The sequence below is a fragment of the Rheinheimera sp. genome (genome assembly GCF_020217005.1).
GTDB lineage: Bacteria > Pseudomonadota > Gammaproteobacteria > Enterobacterales > Alteromonadaceae > Pararheinheimera.
Map to the genome: position 1 here is coordinate 1 of NZ_JAIWOI010000143.1, position 18,004 is coordinate 18,004.

The window sequence follows — 18,004 nt, forward strand, 5'->3', positions numbered from 1 at the left end:
CGGCTTGTGCAGTCGATGTTGCAACTGCAGTAGCGGCTTTAGCCTGTTTTTTCTCTTGTGCAGCTGGCGCAGCTTTGACAGCTTCCGCTTTGGCCTGAGCCTGGCCAGACACTGTGCTTGTGCAGGCGACCAACAGGCTACTCAGCACAAAAACTGCGATTTGAGTCAACTTCATCTGTTACTCCTTGTGTTGCTGGCTCTCTTTATGTGCCTTCAATAAATCCTCCGGTGGTGGAGGAAGCTGCAAATAAAAGCCTTGCTCTGTCAGCTGATGTCTGACTTTTTCGATATCTGCATGGGCTAATTTGCTTTTTGTTGCCAGATTAATCAAGGTCACCAGTTGTGGTTTACCAAAGGTGTTAAGTAAGGCTTCAGGTACGGCGCTAAAATCATCCCGGCGCAATACATACAAATAGGTTTGGTCCAACTTAGGACTTTTATAAACAACACATAACATAGGACAAAAACTACTCTTACTAACTTGCCTAACAGGGGCGCAAACTATAACATGAAGCACCAGCCTTTCGTACCAAGCAAATAAAGGCTGGCACGAATTTTTGCCGTCATTAAACAAATAATAAAGTGCGCATTTTGAGCTATGTCTGATCATTCCTTTGAATTAAAAGGCAGTTTGTTTCCACTGTCTGTGTTGTATTGTCAGGATCTGTCTGCAGCTGCAGTAAAAACTCAGTTGCAGCAAAAACTGGCACAAGCTCCTGCCTTTTTTTACCGCGCACCTGTGGTGATTAATGTTGAGTCTGTTACTCAGGTTCCTGATTTTGAAGCTATTGCACAAGTCTTTAAAGAACTTGAGCTGGTGTTAGTAGGCGTCTGTGGTGCTTCAGCTGAACTGAAAAAAATGGCTCAAGCCGCTGGCCTGGCGTCATTACAGCTGAGCAAAAGCAAAACGCCGGCTAAAGAAAGCAAAGAAAAAGAAGTCAAAACTGAAGCTGCTGTTGCAGCTCCGGTGATGGAAACTAAAGTGGTGGAGCAAAATATCCGCTCTGGCCAACAAATTTATGCCAAAGGTGCAGATTTAGTGATCCGTGGTACTGTAGGTGCCGGAGCTGAAGTCATAGCCGATGGCAATATACATATTTACGGTACACTGCGTGGCAAAGCCATAGCCGGAGCTGCCGGGGATAATCAAAAACGCGTGTTTTGTCACAAGCTGGAAGCTGAACTGATCTCCATAGCCGGAAGTTACTGGTTAAGTGACAGTCTGCAAGGCGAATATTGGGGTAAGTCGGCTTGCATCGGGTTGCAGGACGATAAGTTGGTTTTAGCAGATTTGCTTTAAGGATATTTTGCGATGGCAAAAATCATTGTTGTTACATCAGGTAAAGGTGGCGTAGGCAAAACTACGTCAAGCGCGGCTATAGGTACAGGCATTGCGATGCGCGGCTTTAAAACCGTCATTATCGATTTTGATATTGGTTTAAGAAACCTGGACTTGATCATGGGCTGCGAGCGACGTGTGGTCTACGACTTCGTCAATGTGATTAATGGTGAAGCTAATTTAAAACAGGCCTTGATCAAAGATAAACGTATCGAAACGCTGTTTATTCTGCCCGCTTCTCAAACCCGCGATAAAGATGCGTTGAGCAAGGAAGGCGTGGAACGCATTCTAAACGAATTAGCGGAAGAATTTGATTACATCATCTGCGACTCTCCTGCGGGTATAGAGTCTGGCGCTATGATGGCCTTGTATTTTGCTGATGAAGCTGTCGTAGTGACGAACCCGGAAGTGTCATCAGTGCGTGACTCAGACCGGATTTTAGGCATGCTGAGCAGCAAATCACGCCGCGCCGAACAAGGTCTGCCAGGTATTAAAGAACACTTGCTGTTAACCCGTTACAACCCAGAGCGTGTCGTCAAAGGCGAAATGTTGAGTGTGGAAGATGTAGGCGAAATTCTGGCAATTAAACTGCTGGGTGTGATCCCTGAATCTCAGGCGGTATTAAACGCGTCGAACTCAGGTCAGCCTGTTATTTTGGATCAGGACAGCGACGCTGGTCAGGCCTATTTAGATACGGTCGCCCGCTTGCTTGGCGAAGACGTGCCTTTCCGTTTCTTGAATGTTGAGAAAAAAGGCTTGCTGAAACGTATATTTGGAGGCTAAGCGAATGTCGTTATTGGATTATTTCCGTTCAACGAAAAAAAATACCGCTTCGACAGCCAAAGAGCGGTTACAAATTATCGTTGCTCATGAACGCAACAGACGCAACAGCCCGGATTATTTACCTCAGCTGGAACGCGATATTCTGGCTGTGATCCGTAAGTATGTTGATATTGCGGATGATCAGGTATCAGTCTCGCTGGAGAAAAGTTCCGATGAACTTTCTGTGCTGGAATTAAACGTCACTTTCCCAGACGATAAAAAGTAATTGAAAATGGGGTCAGATCACATTAGTTATGCGTAACTAATGTGATCTGACCCCATTTTTATTTGTTAGTTGTTAAAGTCATCCAGCAGGATCAAACCCAAATCCGCTGTTAACCCAGCTCCATCGCGAGCTACTGCTGTATAGATCTTATTTGCATCTAAGCTGATGGCCACAGGCCCAATAGCCGCAGTTTTGCTGCCTGTCGGTGTCACAGTGACAAAATAATCACCTGCCGGCACCTGCACATAACCTGAGTCAGCTTTGAAAGGCACATTGCTCAGCGCTGCTGTTGCAGCAGAAATGTCTGAACCGGCTGTCAGATAAATATCAACCGGCCCTGCCAGGCTTGAACCATGGATAACACGGATTTGCGCTGCAGTCGCGATACGACGCGGGTTATCCTCTACAACCAAAGGCTCAATACTGCCTTCTGTCAAAGAACCTACTGCATGCACTGTGTAATAAGAGCCAGCATTAAGCGGTAAATCTGCATCAATAACCACCACAGAATTATCTGCGTCGGCGGCCACTTTTACATTGTAGGTGTCAGGTGTCAGCGCTGCATAATCGGTAAAGTCCGGAAAGGCTAAGGCGTTAACAGCAACTGCATTGTTAACTAATACGTCAACTGCTGGCGCATCGGACACATCATGAACAACCCGCACTGATGCGACCGAATTTACATCCAGTAGCTCCAGACTAGTATTTCCGCCCTGCGCCAAAGCCAGCAAAGAGACAGGTGATGCTCCGGCGAACCTGTTGTCCAACGCAGCGATGGTGAAATCGGTAGCGGAAGCTAGTGCGACAGTACCTGAGTCATAGACCACTGTGGTTAAATTCCCTGCCGGGGTAATCCGGACTCTGTAGTCACCGGCTGGCACTGTTACATCTCCGGTAGCGCCAGTAAACTCAAGGGTGGCTGCCACTGTACCTGAGGATAAGGTCGCGTCTGGGGCGGTTAAATGCACGTCCACTGTAGGAGCTGATGCCGCAGCATGCACAACCCGCAAGCGCGCGTTACCGCTGCTGACCGCTGTTTGAGGAAAAGATACTACTATGGGTTCGATGCTGCTATCGGCAGCTTTACCAGCGGCAAATACTACATAATCAGTGGCTTCTGTTAACGCCAGCGTGGTTTCAGGTATCACTCGGGCGGTAGCACCGCCGGGCAACTTAGCATCTACCGCTAATTTAAAATCACCTGGACTGGCTACCAGTGGAGTAGCTACAGCACCAAAAGCCAGATTGGGGATCACAACTCCATTAGTTCGACTGACAGATACGTCAGGAGCGTCCGAAACCGCGTGCACAACTTTCACTGACACACTGGTGGGTTTTTCGGGTATAGCGGGAAGATCATTATCGGAGTTGTTACAACCGACTAATAAAAAGGCCGCGCCCATTGCGAGCGACTTCATTGTCAATTTCATCATGTTATTACCCTTTTGATTATTGATGTAGCAAAAGGGTTACGTAACTATTTTTTTCTGGGTTCAGTGCAGATTTGTGAAAAAAACCACAGTGTTTAGCCTAAAAAATAGGCTAAACCGCAATAAAAATGGCGTCGTAGTACGTCAGAACTGAAAGGTTAGATCAGTGACTTCACATGATCGGGAACAGGTAAATACCCAAGCAAAACCTCACGGCGCCAGCCACGTAAGAACTCAGGCAGCGGCAATTGAGCTCTGTCTTCATCACTCACACGCCAGCACCAGTTAAAATATTCTGTGCTTTGCCGACGGACTGCCATAAACTCAGCCGGAATACCTGAAGCTTTAGCCGCAGCTTTAATTCCATCGGTAATCTTTTGCATCTCCTCTTTAAACCCCTGAAATACGTCAGTGTGGTAAAAAGCTACAGGACATTGCTCCAAAGCTAACGCCTTGGCTTTTTCAATTAACGCCAAAACGGTTTTGCCATGCCTGCGCACTTCACGACCAGGTAATTCGGGAATATTAAACATAGATTCCAGACTGCCCGGGCGGCGTTTGGCAATGTCCAGTAAATGATGATCCTTAAAGATAAAGCCAAGGGCCATATCATGTTGCTGTGCATAGTCCTGACGCCAAATCACTAATTCACGCAAAATGGCCAGCTCACGGGGCGTCAGCAAATTACTGTTTTTTAGCTCCAGATGACGAAAGGCCAGAGGTAAGCCAAAACCGCGGCGGCTAATTAAGTGCTCCCCTTCTGAAAGCAACAACTGAAATTGTCCTTTAGCTATCAACTCAGTTTTTAGTGCCTGATACACATCCAATAAATGCTCCACATCTTTGGCGGCATATTCAAGTTGCAACACAGATAAAGGCCGGGCTATCCAGTCGGTACGAGACTCACTTTTATCCAGCTCTACTGCACAAACTCGTTGTACCAGTTTAGCGTAGCCCTGACTGCCGCCCCAGCCCACCAATTCTGCCGCAAGCTGAGTGTCAATCAAAGGCAACATAGGCAATAAGTCTTTGGTCGCTAAAGCTTCCAAATCTTCATTACATGAATGCACCACTTTGCAAACTGCCGGATTGGCAAAAAGTTGCTGCAACGAGCTCCAGTCGTCGATAGTCAGAGGGTCAACCAATACCAGTTGGTTGCCGTCAAACAGCTGAATTAATCCAAGTTTGGGGCTCAGAGTAGTCTGACGGACAAATTCGGTATCAACAGCTAAAACTTCAGCGCTGGCGGCTTTCGCACAAAATGCAGCTAAAGCAGAAGAGGAGGTAATAAGCTGATACGTCATTTGAGATCCTTGATTCACTGTATGTAGTTCTGCACTCTGGCAAAAGTGCCGCGCCTTTTACATTGGGCCATTAGCAAAAAACCGGCCAAAGCCGGTTTTTCTGGATTAACCTTTCAGCTCTCGCCTTAAGATTTTACCCACATTGGTTTTTGGCAATTCTGAACGGAATTCTACCAGCTTCGGCACTTTATAGCCCGTCAAACGTTCCTTACAGTGTTGAATCAATTCAATATCTGTCAGACTTTGATCTTTTTTCACGACAAAAATTTTCACAGCTTCACCAGTCGCCTCGTTTGGCACACCAATAGCCGCCACTTCCAGCACCTTGTCGTTCATCGCCACAACTTCTTCAATCTCATTTGGATAGACATTAAAGCCTGAGACCAAAATCATGTCTTTTTTACGATCCACTATGTAGAAAAAGCCGTCGTTATCCATCCGCGCAATGTCGCCTGTGGCTAACCAACCTTCAGCGTTCAGTACTTTCGCTGTTTCATCTGGTCTGTTGTAATAGCCTTTCATGACTTGCGGGCCTTTAACCCACATTTCACCGGCTTCGCCAGCTGCAACCTCAGTACCATCATCATTCACCAGCTTGATGTCAGTGGATGGAGCCGGAAATCCTATACTGCCGTTGTACGCGGGTAAATTATAAGGACTGACAGTAACCAGCGGCGCACATTCTGTTAAACCATAGCCTTCAACTAAACGGGTGCTAGTCACTTTCTGCCAACGTTCAGCAACAGGGCGTTGCACAGCCATACCACCACCTAAAGCCAGCTTCATATTGCTGAAATCCAGCTGAGCGAAACCAGGAGTGTTGAGCAAGCCATTAAACAACGTATTCACACCCGTGATCACAGAAAATGGATACTTCGCCAGTTCTTTGACAAAATTGGGCATATCCCTAGGGTTAGTGATCAGCAGGTTAGTGCCGCCATACTTCATAAAGACCAGGAAATTGGCCGTCAAAGCGAAGATGTGGTACAGCGGTAAAGCAGTGACAACCAATTCCTTGCCGTGAGTTAACAGAGGACCAATACAGCCGTCAGCCTGCTCAAGGTTGGCAACCATGTTGCGGTGAGTCAGCATAGCGCCTTTGGATACACCTGTAGTTCCACCTGTGTACTGTAAAAAGGCTAAGTCTTCACCTACTACTGCAGGTTTTTTATAGGCTGCAGCATTGCCAGACGCTATAACCTGCTTGTAGGTGACATATTTGGTCAGATTATGAGCAGGGATCAGTTTTTTCACATGCTTGACGACCAGATTCACTATAGTGCCTTTGATCATGCCTAACATATCGCCCATATGAGTCAGGATCACATGATCCAGCTTCACTTTATCCTGCACATCAGACAAAGTATGAGCAAAGTTTTCTACAATGACGATAGCTTTGGCTTGCGAATCAAGCAGTTGATGCTGTAATTCGCGAGGTGTGTACAGCGGATTGACGTTGACCACTACACAGCCTGCACGCAAAATACCTAGAATACACACAGGGTATTGCAATAGGTTGGGCATCATCACTGCCACAGCATCACCTTTTTTCAAGCCCAGTTGCTGCTGTAAATAAGCAGCAAATTTCAGACTTAACTGGTCCAGTTCTGCATAAGTGATGCTTTTGCCCATATTGATATAGGCAGTTCTGTCGGCGTAGTCTTTGATACTTAAATCAAAAACTTCCAGTAATGATGCGTAATGATCGGCGTTGATATCAACCGGAACGCCTTCAGGGTAATTTTTTGACCAGGCTCGATCCACTGTCCTCTCCTCGTGGTATTTATTATTTTTTAGTTATAGTAGTTGTAGTAGTTATAGTTAGTACTTCAGACCTTTGCACAGACATCAACTGTATCTGACATAGTCACTGAGTTTTTACTCTAATCCAGCATCATCCCATAATTGCTTTCATTTCACAATTGTCCGCGGAATCAGCAACTCTGGTCCCGACTATAACAGCATAAAAAATCGTCAGGAACGATTTTTAACAGCTTTAGCTGGCCCGTAAGGGGGCTCTGCAGGATTGCAGAGCATAAAAAATCGTCAGGAACGATTTTTAACTGCTTTAGCTAGCCCGTAAGGGGGCTCTGCAGGATTGCAGAGCATAAAAAATCGTCAGGAACGATTTTTAACAGCTTTAGCTGGCCCGTAAGGGGGCTCTGCAGGATTGCAGAGCATAAAACAATCAGGACAGTAAAAATTGGGCTATAGCTGCAGCCGTTTGTTCAGGTTGAGTCATATGACAATGATGGCCGCCACTGCATTCTTTCAGTTCCAGTTGCTGGTAACACTCCAGATATAGTTGTTTTGCCTGCTGCATCATGTGAAGGCCATCGCTGGCCATTAAAGCGAGCACAGGACAATGGATATCTTTTAACAGTTGCATTGCCTGCGGCTGCAATAGTCTGTAAGCAGAAGACTCCCTTAAGCGCATATCTGCGGACCAGGTCAGGCCTGAGGTACAGGGCTTAGTCCCACGTTCTGCCAGAATAAGGGCTGTCGCCAAATCAAAATCACTTTGACTTTGCCGTGCCAAAGCTGCGCCTTGCAAGTCGCTGTACACAGGTTTCTGCTTTAGTGGACTTTGCCATCTGTGATGTATTGCAGTGCGGACTTGTTCGGTGATTTTACCTGCATCCCCTGTCACCAGACCCAGACTATCTATCAATACTAATTTGCGTACCATCTGCGGCATTACAGCAGCAAGTACAGAACCAATCATGCCCCCCATTGAGTGGCCAATGATATCTACCTGCTGCCAGCCAGCAGTTTTAATCAAAGTCGCAACATCGTAGATCCAGTCTAAAAAGTGATAATGCGCATCAGCACTGCGATGTTGTGACAGGCCATGACCAGGTAAATCTATTGCGATCAGATTCAGATGCGGCAGGTGAGCCGCCAGAGGTAAAAAGCTATTCGCATTGTCCAGCCAACCATGCAAACACAAGGTAACCTTGCTACTTGTGGGGCCCTTCTGCCAGCCAGCCAGAGTCAAAGCAGGCAGAGAGAACTCAACATCTTGCATTATTGACTGGCGGCCTTAACAAATTTAAGAGTCATGCGGTCGCTTTCACCAATTGCCAGGTATTTTTCGCGATCCACAGTGCCCATTGCCAGGGTTGGAGGTAAAGCATAAACGCCTTTTGGATAGTCTTTAGTATCCTTGGGATTGGCATTGATCTCAGATTTTGCCTGCAACGTGAAACCAGCCTGTTCTGCGACAGCGATGATATAAGATTCGTCCAGATAACCTTCGACGGCAGAACTGGAGATTTCGGAAACCCGACTGGCTCTGTGTTCCACTATACCAAAAACACCACCTGGCTTGAGCACGTCAAACACTGCACGGAATACATCAAGTAAATAGCCCTGCTCATTCCAGATATGGGCATTGCGGAAACTTAATACCATATCGTACTGACGGGATGACCCAAGATACATATAAGCAGGAGGATCAAATTCAGTTTGTTGAACCTGACCAAAATGCTCTTTATGTTTCAGAATGCGCTGGCTGAGTTTTTCGCTGATACGACTCCAGAATATCTTTCTGTCGTCCTGCATAGTGCCATCATCAACCCGGAAATTAGCAATACTAAGCTTGCCCTGATCCTTTAAATACGGCGCCAGAATTTCGGTATACCAGCCACGGGCGGGCCAAATTTCCAGCACCGACATGGTGGGTTTAATACCAAAAAAGGTCAAGGTTTCGACCGGATGACGATACTGGTTTCTCGCTTTGTCCTCGGCGGAGCGGAACGAGTGTTGCGCTAATGCAGTTAAATCCGCTGCTGCCGGTATTTCTGCTACAGCTGCTGCGCTACAGAGCGCAGCGGACATTACAATCAAATTAAGGTTGCACTTTATTCTGTTTATTATTGTCAACATGAACTGGGCCTTGTGTTATCGAATGAGGTTTAGTGACAGTACGAACACGTATACCTGGGCCATAACCCCAGTAATAAGGATAAGGGTATGGGCGCAACATAGGCCAGGTATCCACTTCAATCCTTTCTTCCAGTTTTGGCCACAAGTATACTGTGGCGTCTTTGATCACAGGGTAGCGGTATTCATATTCATCCACTTTTCCCACTTCAGAACGGGTCAGCTCGCCAAGCACTGTGACAGATTTACCACGCTGGTACACCATAGGATCTAAGAAACCTTTGATATATGTGACAAAACGCCCTTTCGTTTGATCTGACACCGCTGGACGTCCGTTCGAGCCTGATGGGAAGTAAACCACTTCAAGGCGCGTTTGCTCTGCTTTATTACTGATTTCAGCTATGACACCACTCCAGCGCGCTGTGCCAAAATCAATATTCTGCTGCACTGCATTTTCATAGCTGGTTAAAGCCACATTGTCAGCAACACGAACCTGTTCAGGGTAACTGGCACAACCAGCCAACATCATCAGACTCAAAGCAACAACTACAAACTTCTTACTCATGATTTTTCTTAACCTCGTTAGCTACACGGCCTGTTAGATAAGGTGTATCAGCTTTAGTTCCATTCTTACTCTAAGCCATGGCTGATCAGGTCCGCAATACTTATATCTAAAGTTTTAGCTTTAGTTCTTTCAATCCCGCTTTTACGTCTGTTGGTCGCTTTTAGACTATTTACAGTTTTGTCATATTTTAGCCACTGACGTAAGATAAGCTTTCCTACAGACTCTGGTACAACCAGACTTTCAGCCATTCACAGAGCTTTACCTATGTTAAAAAAACTAACTTTACTCAGCATCGCCTGCTTTGCTTCGACGTCTCTCTCTGCAATTGCCGCACCAAAAAATATTATTTATATGATCGGTGATGGTATGGGTCCGGCTTATTTAGCAGCGTACCGCTACTATATGGATAATCCGGACACTAAAGTCGTTGAACGCACGGTATTTGATGAGTTGTGGATAGGTAACGCCAGCACGTATCCGGACGACGATACAGTAGTGACAGACTCTGCGGCGGCGGCCACCGCCTTATCCAGCCACTTTAAAACTTACAACGGCGCTATCGCAGTTGATCATGACCATCAACCTTTGACGACCATGATGGAAATCGCTAAAGCCAAAGGAATGCAAACCGGCGTGGTGGTGACAGCGCAAATAAACCATGCCACACCTGCCGGTTTTTTGGCGCACGATCCAAGCCGTCAAAACTATGATCAGATCGCGGACGACTACATAGACAATAAAGTGAATGGCCAGCTTGTTGCCGATTTAATGCTGGGCGGTGGCACCAGCTACTTTATCCGCAAAGACCGCAATCTGGTGGAGGAGTTTAAACAAGCTGGTTATCAGTATGCCGACAGCTGGACAGGACTGAAATCTTTAAACAAAGTGCCGGCTTTAGGCTTATTTGCTCCTAAGGGCTTTGTCAGTGCTTTGGATAATCCTGAACCTTTGCCACTGAAACAAATGACTGAAAAAGCACTGGAGTTGTTAACTCCAGCTGAAAAAGGTTTTGTCGTGATGATTGAAGGCAGCCAGATTGACTGGTGCGGCCATGCTAACGATATTGCCTGCGCTATGGCTGAAATGCACGATTTTGCCGAAGCTATTAAAGTAGCAAAAGCTTATGTCGACAGTCACCCTGACACTATTCTGGTAGTGACTGCAGACCATGAAACCGGAGGTTTGTCTTTAGGCGCAAAAGGTAATTACAGCTGGAAACGGGATGTGATCAAAAAGGTTAAACATTCAGGCGACTACATTGCTGGTCAGCTGTTAGCCCTGAAAGATGAGAAAGTGCTGTATCAAGCATGGTTGGGGCTGACCGCTATTGAGCTCAAAGCAGATGAACAGCAGTTGCTCAACCAGGCTCGTAGCCAAGGCTTAGATGCTCTGGCTAAAGCGGTGAAACAACGCATTGATCATCATTCGACAACGGGCTGGACCAGCGGAGGCCACACAGCAGTTGATGTGCCAGTACTGGCGTACGGCGCCGAAAAACAAATTTTTGCCGGTTTTCAGGACAATACACAAATTGCGGCCAAACTAATCCAGTTTATTCAGCAGAAAAACTAATACTAAGCTCAAGCGCATTCAGACGAATAAAAACCCCACTGCATGCAGTGGGGTTTTGTTTTGTGTAGGGCTGGTTCTACATCAGACCCTCTACTTACTTCAAATTACAAAAACTTGTAATCCAGGCCTAAATAGAAAGTACGGCCATACACGTCAGTGTAACGTGGGTCGAAACCTACCTGGTGACCAGCACCGCCAGTACGTAAAGATAATGGAGGAGCACGATCGGCCAGGTTATTGATACCAAAAGTCACGCCCAAAGCATCCATTGCCTGGTACTTAGTCTGGTAGTTTACAGTGACATAAGACGGAACACTTAATTGAACGTCAGCTCCAGCGCCTGTCACTGAACCTAAACGTACAGTACGTGAAGCGGCATATTGCGCCTGATCTTCATAACCACTGCGGTAGTTCAGGATAGCACTGTGGGTGAAATCACCATGAGTTAAAGTGTTGCTGAACTTAGCTAAAGTTCTGAACACCACTTCGTTGTCATCACCAAAACGGCCTAAGCTGCTGATCCAGTCATCCGTAGTACCAGGACGGGTGTATTTGCTATCCAATACATAGGTACCGGCTAGAGTAGAAGTTAAACGACCAAAAGATAAGTCATTCCCTACTGTTAAGTCCCAGTCGATACCTTTGTTGATTGACTGACCTACGTTCACGCTGGCAAAAATGATCGCCAGTTCTTCCTGACCTGTGGCTTTGTTGGTCTTAGTGGTAAACAGATCACGGTAACGGACCGGGTTGTTCACGATTTGAGACTCAGTCACAGAAGTAACCAGGTTAGTCAGTTCAATGTTCCAGTAGTCCATGCTGAAGCTGAAGTTGTTATCAGGAGCGTAAACAAAACCTAAAGTGTACTGCTCAGACTCTTCTGGTTTTAAGTTCGGGTTACCCTGACTGAAAGCTTCAAACTGCTGTGGAGACGGGCTACATATTTCAGCCAGTGGATCTGAAGTACCAGCAAACGGACAAGAGTACGGGCTGCTTGTTACACCGAATTCAACTTTAGGCTGACCTAAATCCAACATAGAAGGCGCTTTGAAGCCAGTACCAGTTGAAGCACGAACTAATAAGTCGTCAGTCACGTTGTAACGTAATGCCAGCTTATAGGTTGTGTCGTTCATTGAATCGTTAACTTTATAGCTGCCCGGTCCTGCGATACCGTCTTCGTTGTATACGAAGTCAGATGTCACTTCACCTATGTTGTCATAACGTACGGCCCCCGTCAGTTCCAGGTTCTCAAGAGCTGGAACTATCACTTCTAAGAAACCACCGTAGTTGTCACGGCTTAAATCGTATTCTGAACCAATGTTAGCGCCTAACAGCAGATCCTGCTTATTCGCATCAGCCAGAGAACTTACATAGTGGGTGTTACGGAACTCAACACCAGTACCAATGTAGATATCACCGGCTGGCAGTTCGTAAACCGGAGTTGAAGCTTTCAGATCAACACCTTTCACTTCAGTCGTATCGTTGCTCCAGTTACCGTAGTACTGAGAATCCTGCAGTGCTTTCAGGCCTTCAGCACTGATTTTATCCGGAGTATCAAATACGTTTACTAAACCAGAACTCACAGCTTCCATGAATTTATCAAAGATTGGGTAACCACCTGCGATGTTCTCGTCAGTGTCGTTCTTTGAATAAGTGAAAGCGGCTGAGTAATCAATAGTGTCCAACACACCTTCAACACCAGTCACGATATGAGTTGACTTCGTATTCCACTCTGTAGCACGGCCACCCAGTGGTAAGGCACGCCATTGAGCCTGAACAGAAGTCACTGAACCCACATGAGCAGGATCCACGTAAGGCATCACGTATTGCTGAGCTAAAGCTGAATCTGCTGCTAAAGGAAAGAAACCCGTTGCGTTAGGAGCAATGCGAGTGGTCTGAGAGAAATCAGAGTACATTACATCAGCAAAAAGTTTTGTGTCGTCATTCAGAGCAAGATCAGCGCCCAACATCAATGAATCACGCTCACTTTCAGGCAGAATTTCTACTGTAGTGGTGTAGTCAAACTGGCATAAACCTGAGGCTTCAAAGTTATCAGCAGCACAAGCACCGTTTTGCTTTTGGTAAGGGTTGAATACCGCTGAAGTCACTGATTTGCCAGTGGCATCAGTGTAAACATAACGGGCGTTGGCAGGGATAGCGTTTGGCGAGCCTGCAACGTAGTAATATTGTTTGTTGTTTAATGTAAAAGGAATAATACCCGTCTTAGAGAATTCACGGTCAGTCGCTTTCAACTGTTCTTGTGAATCACGGCTGTAAGAAAGCAGCACGTTGTAGCCGTCAGCATCAAAATCACCTAAACCACCAGTGATAGAGAAGTTATCGCTGGTACCATTCTTTTCTTCTGGCTTGTTGTAACGGGCAGAAAGGTTCACACCCTGAGCGTCATCTTTGGTGATGAAGTTCACTACACCAGCGATAGCGTCTGAGCCGTACAGAGCAGATGCGCCGTCTGTCAGTACTTCAACACGCTCAATAGCAGCTAATGGGATAGAGTTCAGGTCTATTGTCGAACCTGAGCCACGAGGTGCCATTCTGCGACCATTAATTAAAACTAGTGTGTAGTCAGAACCCAAACCACGTAAAGAAGCGGTTTTCATGCCACCGCCACCACCACCAACAGAGTCGCCGTCTGTAGTGAAACCTTGCATAGAAGGAATAGATTGGATTAAGTCACCCGCTGTAGCCAGACCTGAACGGTCAATAGCGGCACGGTCAAGTACCTGTACCGGTAATGCACCTTCAACATCAGTACGTTTAATACTTGAACCTGTAACCTGAATACGTTCTACATTGTCAGTTTCCTGAGCTTGTACTGAACCGGAAAAAGTGACGCCTGACACAGCGCCAAAAGCGACAGCTAAACCAACTGCTTTTGACAACTTACTACTTACAAACATTTTTTCTCCCTGGGCCACTGCGTAGTGGCTCTGTTTTACGGCAATCAACCTGGATGCTGATTGAAGCTACAACACGCCTGATTTGGGGCTTCCCCAAAACGGCGGCGGATAATAAATGTTATTTTTTATCTGGGTCAATGGCTTTTAGGCGGCAAACAGCTGAGTTAACTGGCATCTGCCGCAAATGGATGCGTTGTTAATTTATTGATAAAAATCAACAAGATAAATTTTTGAGTGCAAAACAATCAAAGCACAGAGATGCTAAAACAGGACAAAGGAACAAAATGAAGAAGCTATCTGGTTGTTTACTAAAAACAATTTTGCGGAGCAAAAGTCAACTGGTGAAAATTTCGGCGCTGCTTAAATAAGCTAAAATGGCTTTTTTTACAATCTTGTAAAAAAACCGAAGTAAACAGGATGAAAATTACCACTATCTAAATTAGTAGACACCCCGTACAAGCCAAGAAAAACGCGGGGTTCATTCTACAAGGAAAAAAAATATGACTCTAAGACCGGCTCAGGTTCCATTCTGCGCTGAAATTTGCAGCAGCTGTTTTCTTAATTTTGGCGCTGAGGTTTTCTCCGACAACCAGATATCTAAAAACGCCGGGCCGAAGTCCGGATCCGCCATAGTTCCCAGCAGTTGGTCGTTAAAATAAAACTGCACTGTGCTGTCAGGCATCAATACACAGCTTAACTGGTCACCTTTTTTCACATCAGTCCAAAGCTTATCAAGCTGTTTTGCCCACCCTCTATGTTGATCTGTCACAGAGCCGGCTAAATGCTCCCACTGGTCAACCGTAGCTTCAATAAAATCTGATTTACTGATGTCGCGTTGGTAAGTCAGTTCTAATACCAAAGGTGCACTCTGCTGGTAACTACTCCAGCGACCATCTGCAGTGTAAAATTTGGCCTGATACAGATCCCAAAACAGATAACTGAACTGGCCCTGTCCTACCAACCTGACATTATCTGGCATAGCCAGAGCTATAAAACTGGAAAAAAAACAAGAAATTATCAGTACTTTACGCATAAAACTTCCGGCTCCACCCTGATAAAACGCCATAACAAGCCCAGCAAACTGCCAGGGCAGCATAAGCTTCTGTTGTGCTGCTGACATACATATGGCCACTTAAAGCAGCTCCGCCCAGATAAGCCATAGGACCAGACACAGCAGCAATAAGTGCCGCTAACCAATAGTTCTGTAAGTAAGCCGAAAATACCTGAACCACCACCAGACTAAAGACCAGCCACAAAGCCAGCATCCAAAGCGGTAGCCAGCCAGCCCCACTAAAACTTAACACGCCAAAGTATTGCAATACGGAGTCCAGCGCTATACCTGTTGCTGCCAGGCCTAACCAGGCTAATCGCTCGGCCTGATTCGCACGCCATAAAGACCAGCATACAAACAGCAAGACCGGAAAAAGTAATAAGTTTTGAAATAGCACCAACGCAAACCAACTTAATTTAAAGCCTATGAGTGCGAACCAGTTCATAGCTGTCATGATTGACGCATACCAGATGCAACTTTGCAGCGCAGTGAATAAGGCAGCAGATTAAGTAAGTGCAAACTCCACACCAGCCGTTTCGGAAAACGTATGCGTTGCTGCTGAGTTTGCAATCCAAGGCGGATACGTGTGGCCGCTTCATCTACCTTTAACAGGAAAGGCATTTTAAAATCATTTTTTTGCGTTAATGGCGTGTCGACAAAACCAGGTTCAATCAAACAAACCCGGATTCCCAAGTCAGTTAAGTCCACCCTCAAGCTATCAGCGAAATAACTCAGAGCGGCTTTACTGGCGCCATAAGCCTGAGCTTTGGTAAAAGGAAAAAGATGAGCCAGACTGCTGACGATAGCTAAAGTAGCAAGCTCTGATTTTTGCAATAACGGCAATAACAACTTCACAGCTGTCACCACAGACTGAAAATTCAGTGCCATAGTCCGCTCAAAAATCTCTAATGGCAGCTCGGTCACGTCGACATAATCACAACTGCCGGCATTTAAAATAACTAAATCTAAAGCGGGGATTTGCTCAGCCAAATGACTTACAGCAGAGCTGAAAAGTTCAGTGTTAGTCAGGTCTAAAGGGAAGGCCTGAATAGAGTTGTACTCTTGATGCAGCTGGTTTAATGCGTTCACTGAACGCGCCACAGCTATTACCTGCCAGCCGTCTTTTGCATATTGAATGGCCAGCTCGCGACCTAAACCGGAGCTGGCACCAGTGATTAAACAATAACGGGACATAAACACAAACTCTTAGGGATGATGTTTGTGTATACGAACTATGTCAGCCCTTGGATCTTTTAATGAGATCCAGCTAACTCATGCAGAACCTGAGGTACAACCTTGCGACTCAAATTACGGATAAGCAGATAAAAGCCGGTAGACAACAGCAGGGTAAAAACACTAGCCCAAATCAGCTTATCCAGCGAGGGGTTATAACAGAGGAAATACAATAACTGGGCAACATTTAATACAGCTATAGCGTACAGCATAATTTCTTTATTGATACGATGCAGTACATAAGCACCTAATGGTGCCATCAATAACACCACAGGGTAAGCACATAACCAGGTTTGCACCTGATAAGCTGTTAACTCCTGATCCACAAAATGCCGATAGCCATAACCCAGTATGCTGATTGCGGCCATCAACATAATACTCATATGAGTAGCGACTTTTTCCTGCATCCGAAAACGCGTCACCAGCAAGGTATATAAAATAATATCGGCACCAGTGCCAAATAAACTGGCACACATACCACCTGCCACTAACATCAACAACAACAGAACAAAGTCCATGGGGTTATTCAGGTTTAACAAGGCCTGGCTGCCTCTGTGTTTACCAAAGCTGTACACCACTGCAAAACTGGTGATCAGGCTTAAAAACAGCGCCTGCATGATATACACAGGCAGTTGTTGCAGCAGTTGCATCCCAAGCACAAAACCAGCAAAAGCCACAGGGATAAAGACCAGCAGAGGCTTATAGGTTTTTAGCACATTGGCTTTGTGACTTAGGATATAAATACTGGCGCTGGTCATGCCAATACTTTGGATCATCAAACTAAAATCCCGCGCCATAATGCGGTCTATATTAAGAAAAATATTCAACACTGGAAAAGCGACGGCACCGCCGCCTTCGGGAGTCACTCCGGCAACAAAAGCTCCGGCGACCATAATGGCCGGGTAATACCAATGTTCCAGTAAAAAGCTCAGCTGATTAAACTGGTAAAAAAGCACGAACCACAGCATCAAAGCGGCAACAAACCAAAGCCGGAACACTTTGCTTTCGAACATCATCCATATCCGTTTTTTTAAGAGGAAGACAGCATAAAGCACAACTAAACCAGTTTCACCGATTTTGTTGTTATGAAATTTAAAGCTGTTGTTTTGCTGAGGAATTATGCGTTAAGCGTACAAATCCAGACTAAACATTTGCTGAACTTTTTCACGTTTTTCCTGATTGGCTAACATTTCGTAGGCATCTAAAGCTTGCTGATTACGCTGCTTAGGCTGGTCGTACATGGTGCGTTTCTGCGCTTCTTGTTCATCCAGCATGGACAAAGCCTGAGCGTCAGTACGCACACCAGTACCTGAGGGTACCAGTGCAGTGTTACTTTGCGGTTCGGCCTCAACGGCTTTGGTTTTGTTGCCCTGAAATACCAGCCCAACATTGGGACTCTTGGGTACATCGCGGCTAACGGCTATTGACATAACTGTTGTGAGTTCGCCTTTATGTGGTGCCAGTATAACTTGATGAAAAATTTCGCCAAGTCGCTTTTTATTCAACAGTATCTAAATCTTCAAACCCTAAGTCATTGCTGTTGCAGCAAGGCGACCAGGCTTCGAGACCCCGGGAGCATAGCTCACCTATGTGACCGGGGCGAGAAGGCGCAGTCAACGCCGCTGCATCTGCAAGGACGACGCCTCAAGACCCTAAGTC

The 18,004-nt window shown here is 45.9% G+C and carries 18 protein-coding genes; 4 read left to right on the forward strand and 14 right to left on the reverse strand.

Annotated features, from left to right (window positions below):
- Positions 1–178: 178 nt before the first annotated feature.
- Positions 179–457, reverse strand: a complete 279-nt coding sequence (locus LDL40_RS06955; RefSeq protein ID WP_300994488.1) for a YcgL domain-containing protein — start codon at positions 455–457, stop codon at positions 179–181.
- Positions 458–598: 141 nt separating this feature from the next.
- On the opposite strand from LDL40_RS06955, the gene minC reads away from it, so the two are divergent.
- Genes minC through minE form a run of 3 tightly spaced genes read left to right on the forward strand, consistent with a single transcriptional unit; the run spans position 599 to position 2,387 of the window.
- On the forward strand, positions 599–1,300 hold the full coding sequence (minC, locus tag LDL40_RS06960) for a septum site-determining protein MinC (RefSeq protein ID WP_300994489.1): 702 nt from the start codon (positions 599–601) through the stop codon (positions 1,298–1,300).
- 12 nt (positions 1,301–1,312) lie between these two features.
- Positions 1,313–2,122, forward strand: a complete 810-nt coding sequence (gene minD / locus LDL40_RS06965; protein ID WP_300994490.1) for a septum site-determining protein MinD — start codon at positions 1,313–1,315, stop codon at positions 2,120–2,122.
- A 4-nt stretch (positions 2,123–2,126) separates the two neighbouring features.
- Positions 2,127–2,387, forward strand: coding sequence for a cell division topological specificity factor MinE (minE, locus tag LDL40_RS06970; protein ID WP_008900582.1), 261 nt, complete (start codon positions 2,127–2,129; stop codon positions 2,385–2,387).
- 65 nt (positions 2,388–2,452) lie between these two features.
- Here minE and LDL40_RS06975 read toward each other — a convergent pair whose 3' ends face one another.
- The 7 genes from LDL40_RS06975 to LDL40_RS07005 all read right to left on the reverse strand — a co-directional run bounded on the left by LDL40_RS06975 (position 2,453) and on the right by LDL40_RS07005 (position 9,819).
- Positions 2,453–3,820: a DUF4397 domain-containing protein gene (locus LDL40_RS06975; RefSeq protein ID WP_300994491.1), complete on the reverse strand. Its 1,368-nt coding sequence runs from the start codon at positions 3,818–3,820 to the stop codon at positions 2,453–2,455.
- A 155-nt stretch (positions 3,821–3,975) separates the two neighbouring features.
- A complete protein-coding gene (gene rnd / locus LDL40_RS06980) occupies positions 3,976–5,121 on the reverse strand; it encodes a ribonuclease D (RefSeq protein ID WP_300994492.1) in 1,146 nt (381 codons plus the stop codon).
- A 105-nt stretch (positions 5,122–5,226) separates the two neighbouring features.
- Positions 5,227–6,885, reverse strand: a complete 1,659-nt coding sequence (gene fadD / locus LDL40_RS06985) for a long-chain-fatty-acid--CoA ligase FadD (RefSeq protein WP_300994493.1) — start codon at positions 6,883–6,885, stop codon at positions 5,227–5,229.
- 424 nt (positions 6,886–7,309) lie between these two features.
- The gene (locus LDL40_RS06990; protein ID WP_300994494.1) at positions 7,310–8,149 is read right to left on the reverse strand and encodes an alpha/beta hydrolase; all 840 of its coding nucleotides are present in this window, start codon (positions 8,147–8,149) and stop codon (positions 7,310–7,312) included.
- A complete protein-coding gene (locus tag LDL40_RS06995; protein WP_300994505.1) occupies positions 8,149–8,961 on the reverse strand; it encodes a class I SAM-dependent methyltransferase in 813 nt (270 codons plus the stop codon). Before LDL40_RS06995 ends, LDL40_RS06990 begins: the two co-directional genes overlap by 1 nt.
- 10 nt (positions 8,962–8,971) lie before the next feature.
- The gene (locus LDL40_RS07000) at positions 8,972–9,571 is read right to left on the reverse strand and encodes a Slp family lipoprotein (protein WP_300994495.1); all 600 of its coding nucleotides are present in this window, start codon (positions 9,569–9,571) and stop codon (positions 8,972–8,974) included.
- Positions 9,572–9,636: 65 nt separating this feature from the next.
- Positions 9,637–9,819 carry a hypothetical protein gene (locus LDL40_RS07005; protein ID WP_300994496.1) on the reverse strand — a complete coding sequence of 61 codons (183 nt, stop codon included), beginning with the start codon at positions 9,817–9,819 and terminating at the stop codon, positions 9,637–9,639.
- Between the two features lie 16 nt (positions 9,820–9,835).
- Between LDL40_RS07005 and LDL40_RS07010 the strand changes: the two genes are divergently transcribed.
- Positions 9,836–11,143, forward strand: coding sequence for an alkaline phosphatase (locus LDL40_RS07010; protein ID WP_300994498.1), 1,308 nt, complete (start codon positions 9,836–9,838; stop codon positions 11,141–11,143).
- 104 nt (positions 11,144–11,247) lie between these two features.
- On the opposite strand, the gene LDL40_RS07015 is transcribed toward LDL40_RS07010, so the two are convergent.
- From LDL40_RS07015 to LDL40_RS07040, 6 genes are all read right to left on the reverse strand, one after another.
- Positions 11,248–14,061, reverse strand: a complete 2,814-nt coding sequence (locus LDL40_RS07015) for a TonB-dependent receptor (RefSeq protein ID WP_300994499.1) — start codon at positions 14,059–14,061, stop codon at positions 11,248–11,250.
- A gap of 517 nt (positions 14,062–14,578) precedes the next feature.
- The gene (locus tag LDL40_RS07020; RefSeq protein ID WP_300994500.1) at positions 14,579–15,094 is read right to left on the reverse strand and encodes a chalcone isomerase family protein; all 516 of its coding nucleotides are present in this window, start codon (positions 15,092–15,094) and stop codon (positions 14,579–14,581) included.
- The gene (locus LDL40_RS07025) at positions 15,087–15,566 is read right to left on the reverse strand and encodes a DUF2878 domain-containing protein (protein ID WP_300994501.1); all 480 of its coding nucleotides are present in this window, start codon (positions 15,564–15,566) and stop codon (positions 15,087–15,089) included. The genes LDL40_RS07020 and LDL40_RS07025 overlap by 8 nt, the downstream gene beginning before the upstream one ends.
- The gene (locus tag LDL40_RS07030; protein WP_300994502.1) at positions 15,563–16,306 is read right to left on the reverse strand and encodes an SDR family oxidoreductase; all 744 of its coding nucleotides are present in this window, start codon (positions 16,304–16,306) and stop codon (positions 15,563–15,565) included. Before LDL40_RS07030 ends, LDL40_RS07025 begins: the two co-directional genes overlap by 4 nt.
- A gap of 59 nt (positions 16,307–16,365) precedes the next feature.
- Entirely contained in the window at positions 16,366–17,361 is a 996-nt protein-coding gene (locus tag LDL40_RS07035; RefSeq protein WP_300994503.1) for a sulfite exporter TauE/SafE family protein, read from the reverse strand.
- A gap of 108 nt (positions 17,362–17,469) precedes the next feature.
- Positions 17,470–17,775, reverse strand: coding sequence for a hypothetical protein (locus LDL40_RS07040; protein WP_300994504.1), 306 nt, complete (start codon positions 17,773–17,775; stop codon positions 17,470–17,472).
- Positions 17,776–18,004 lie beyond the last annotated feature (229 nt).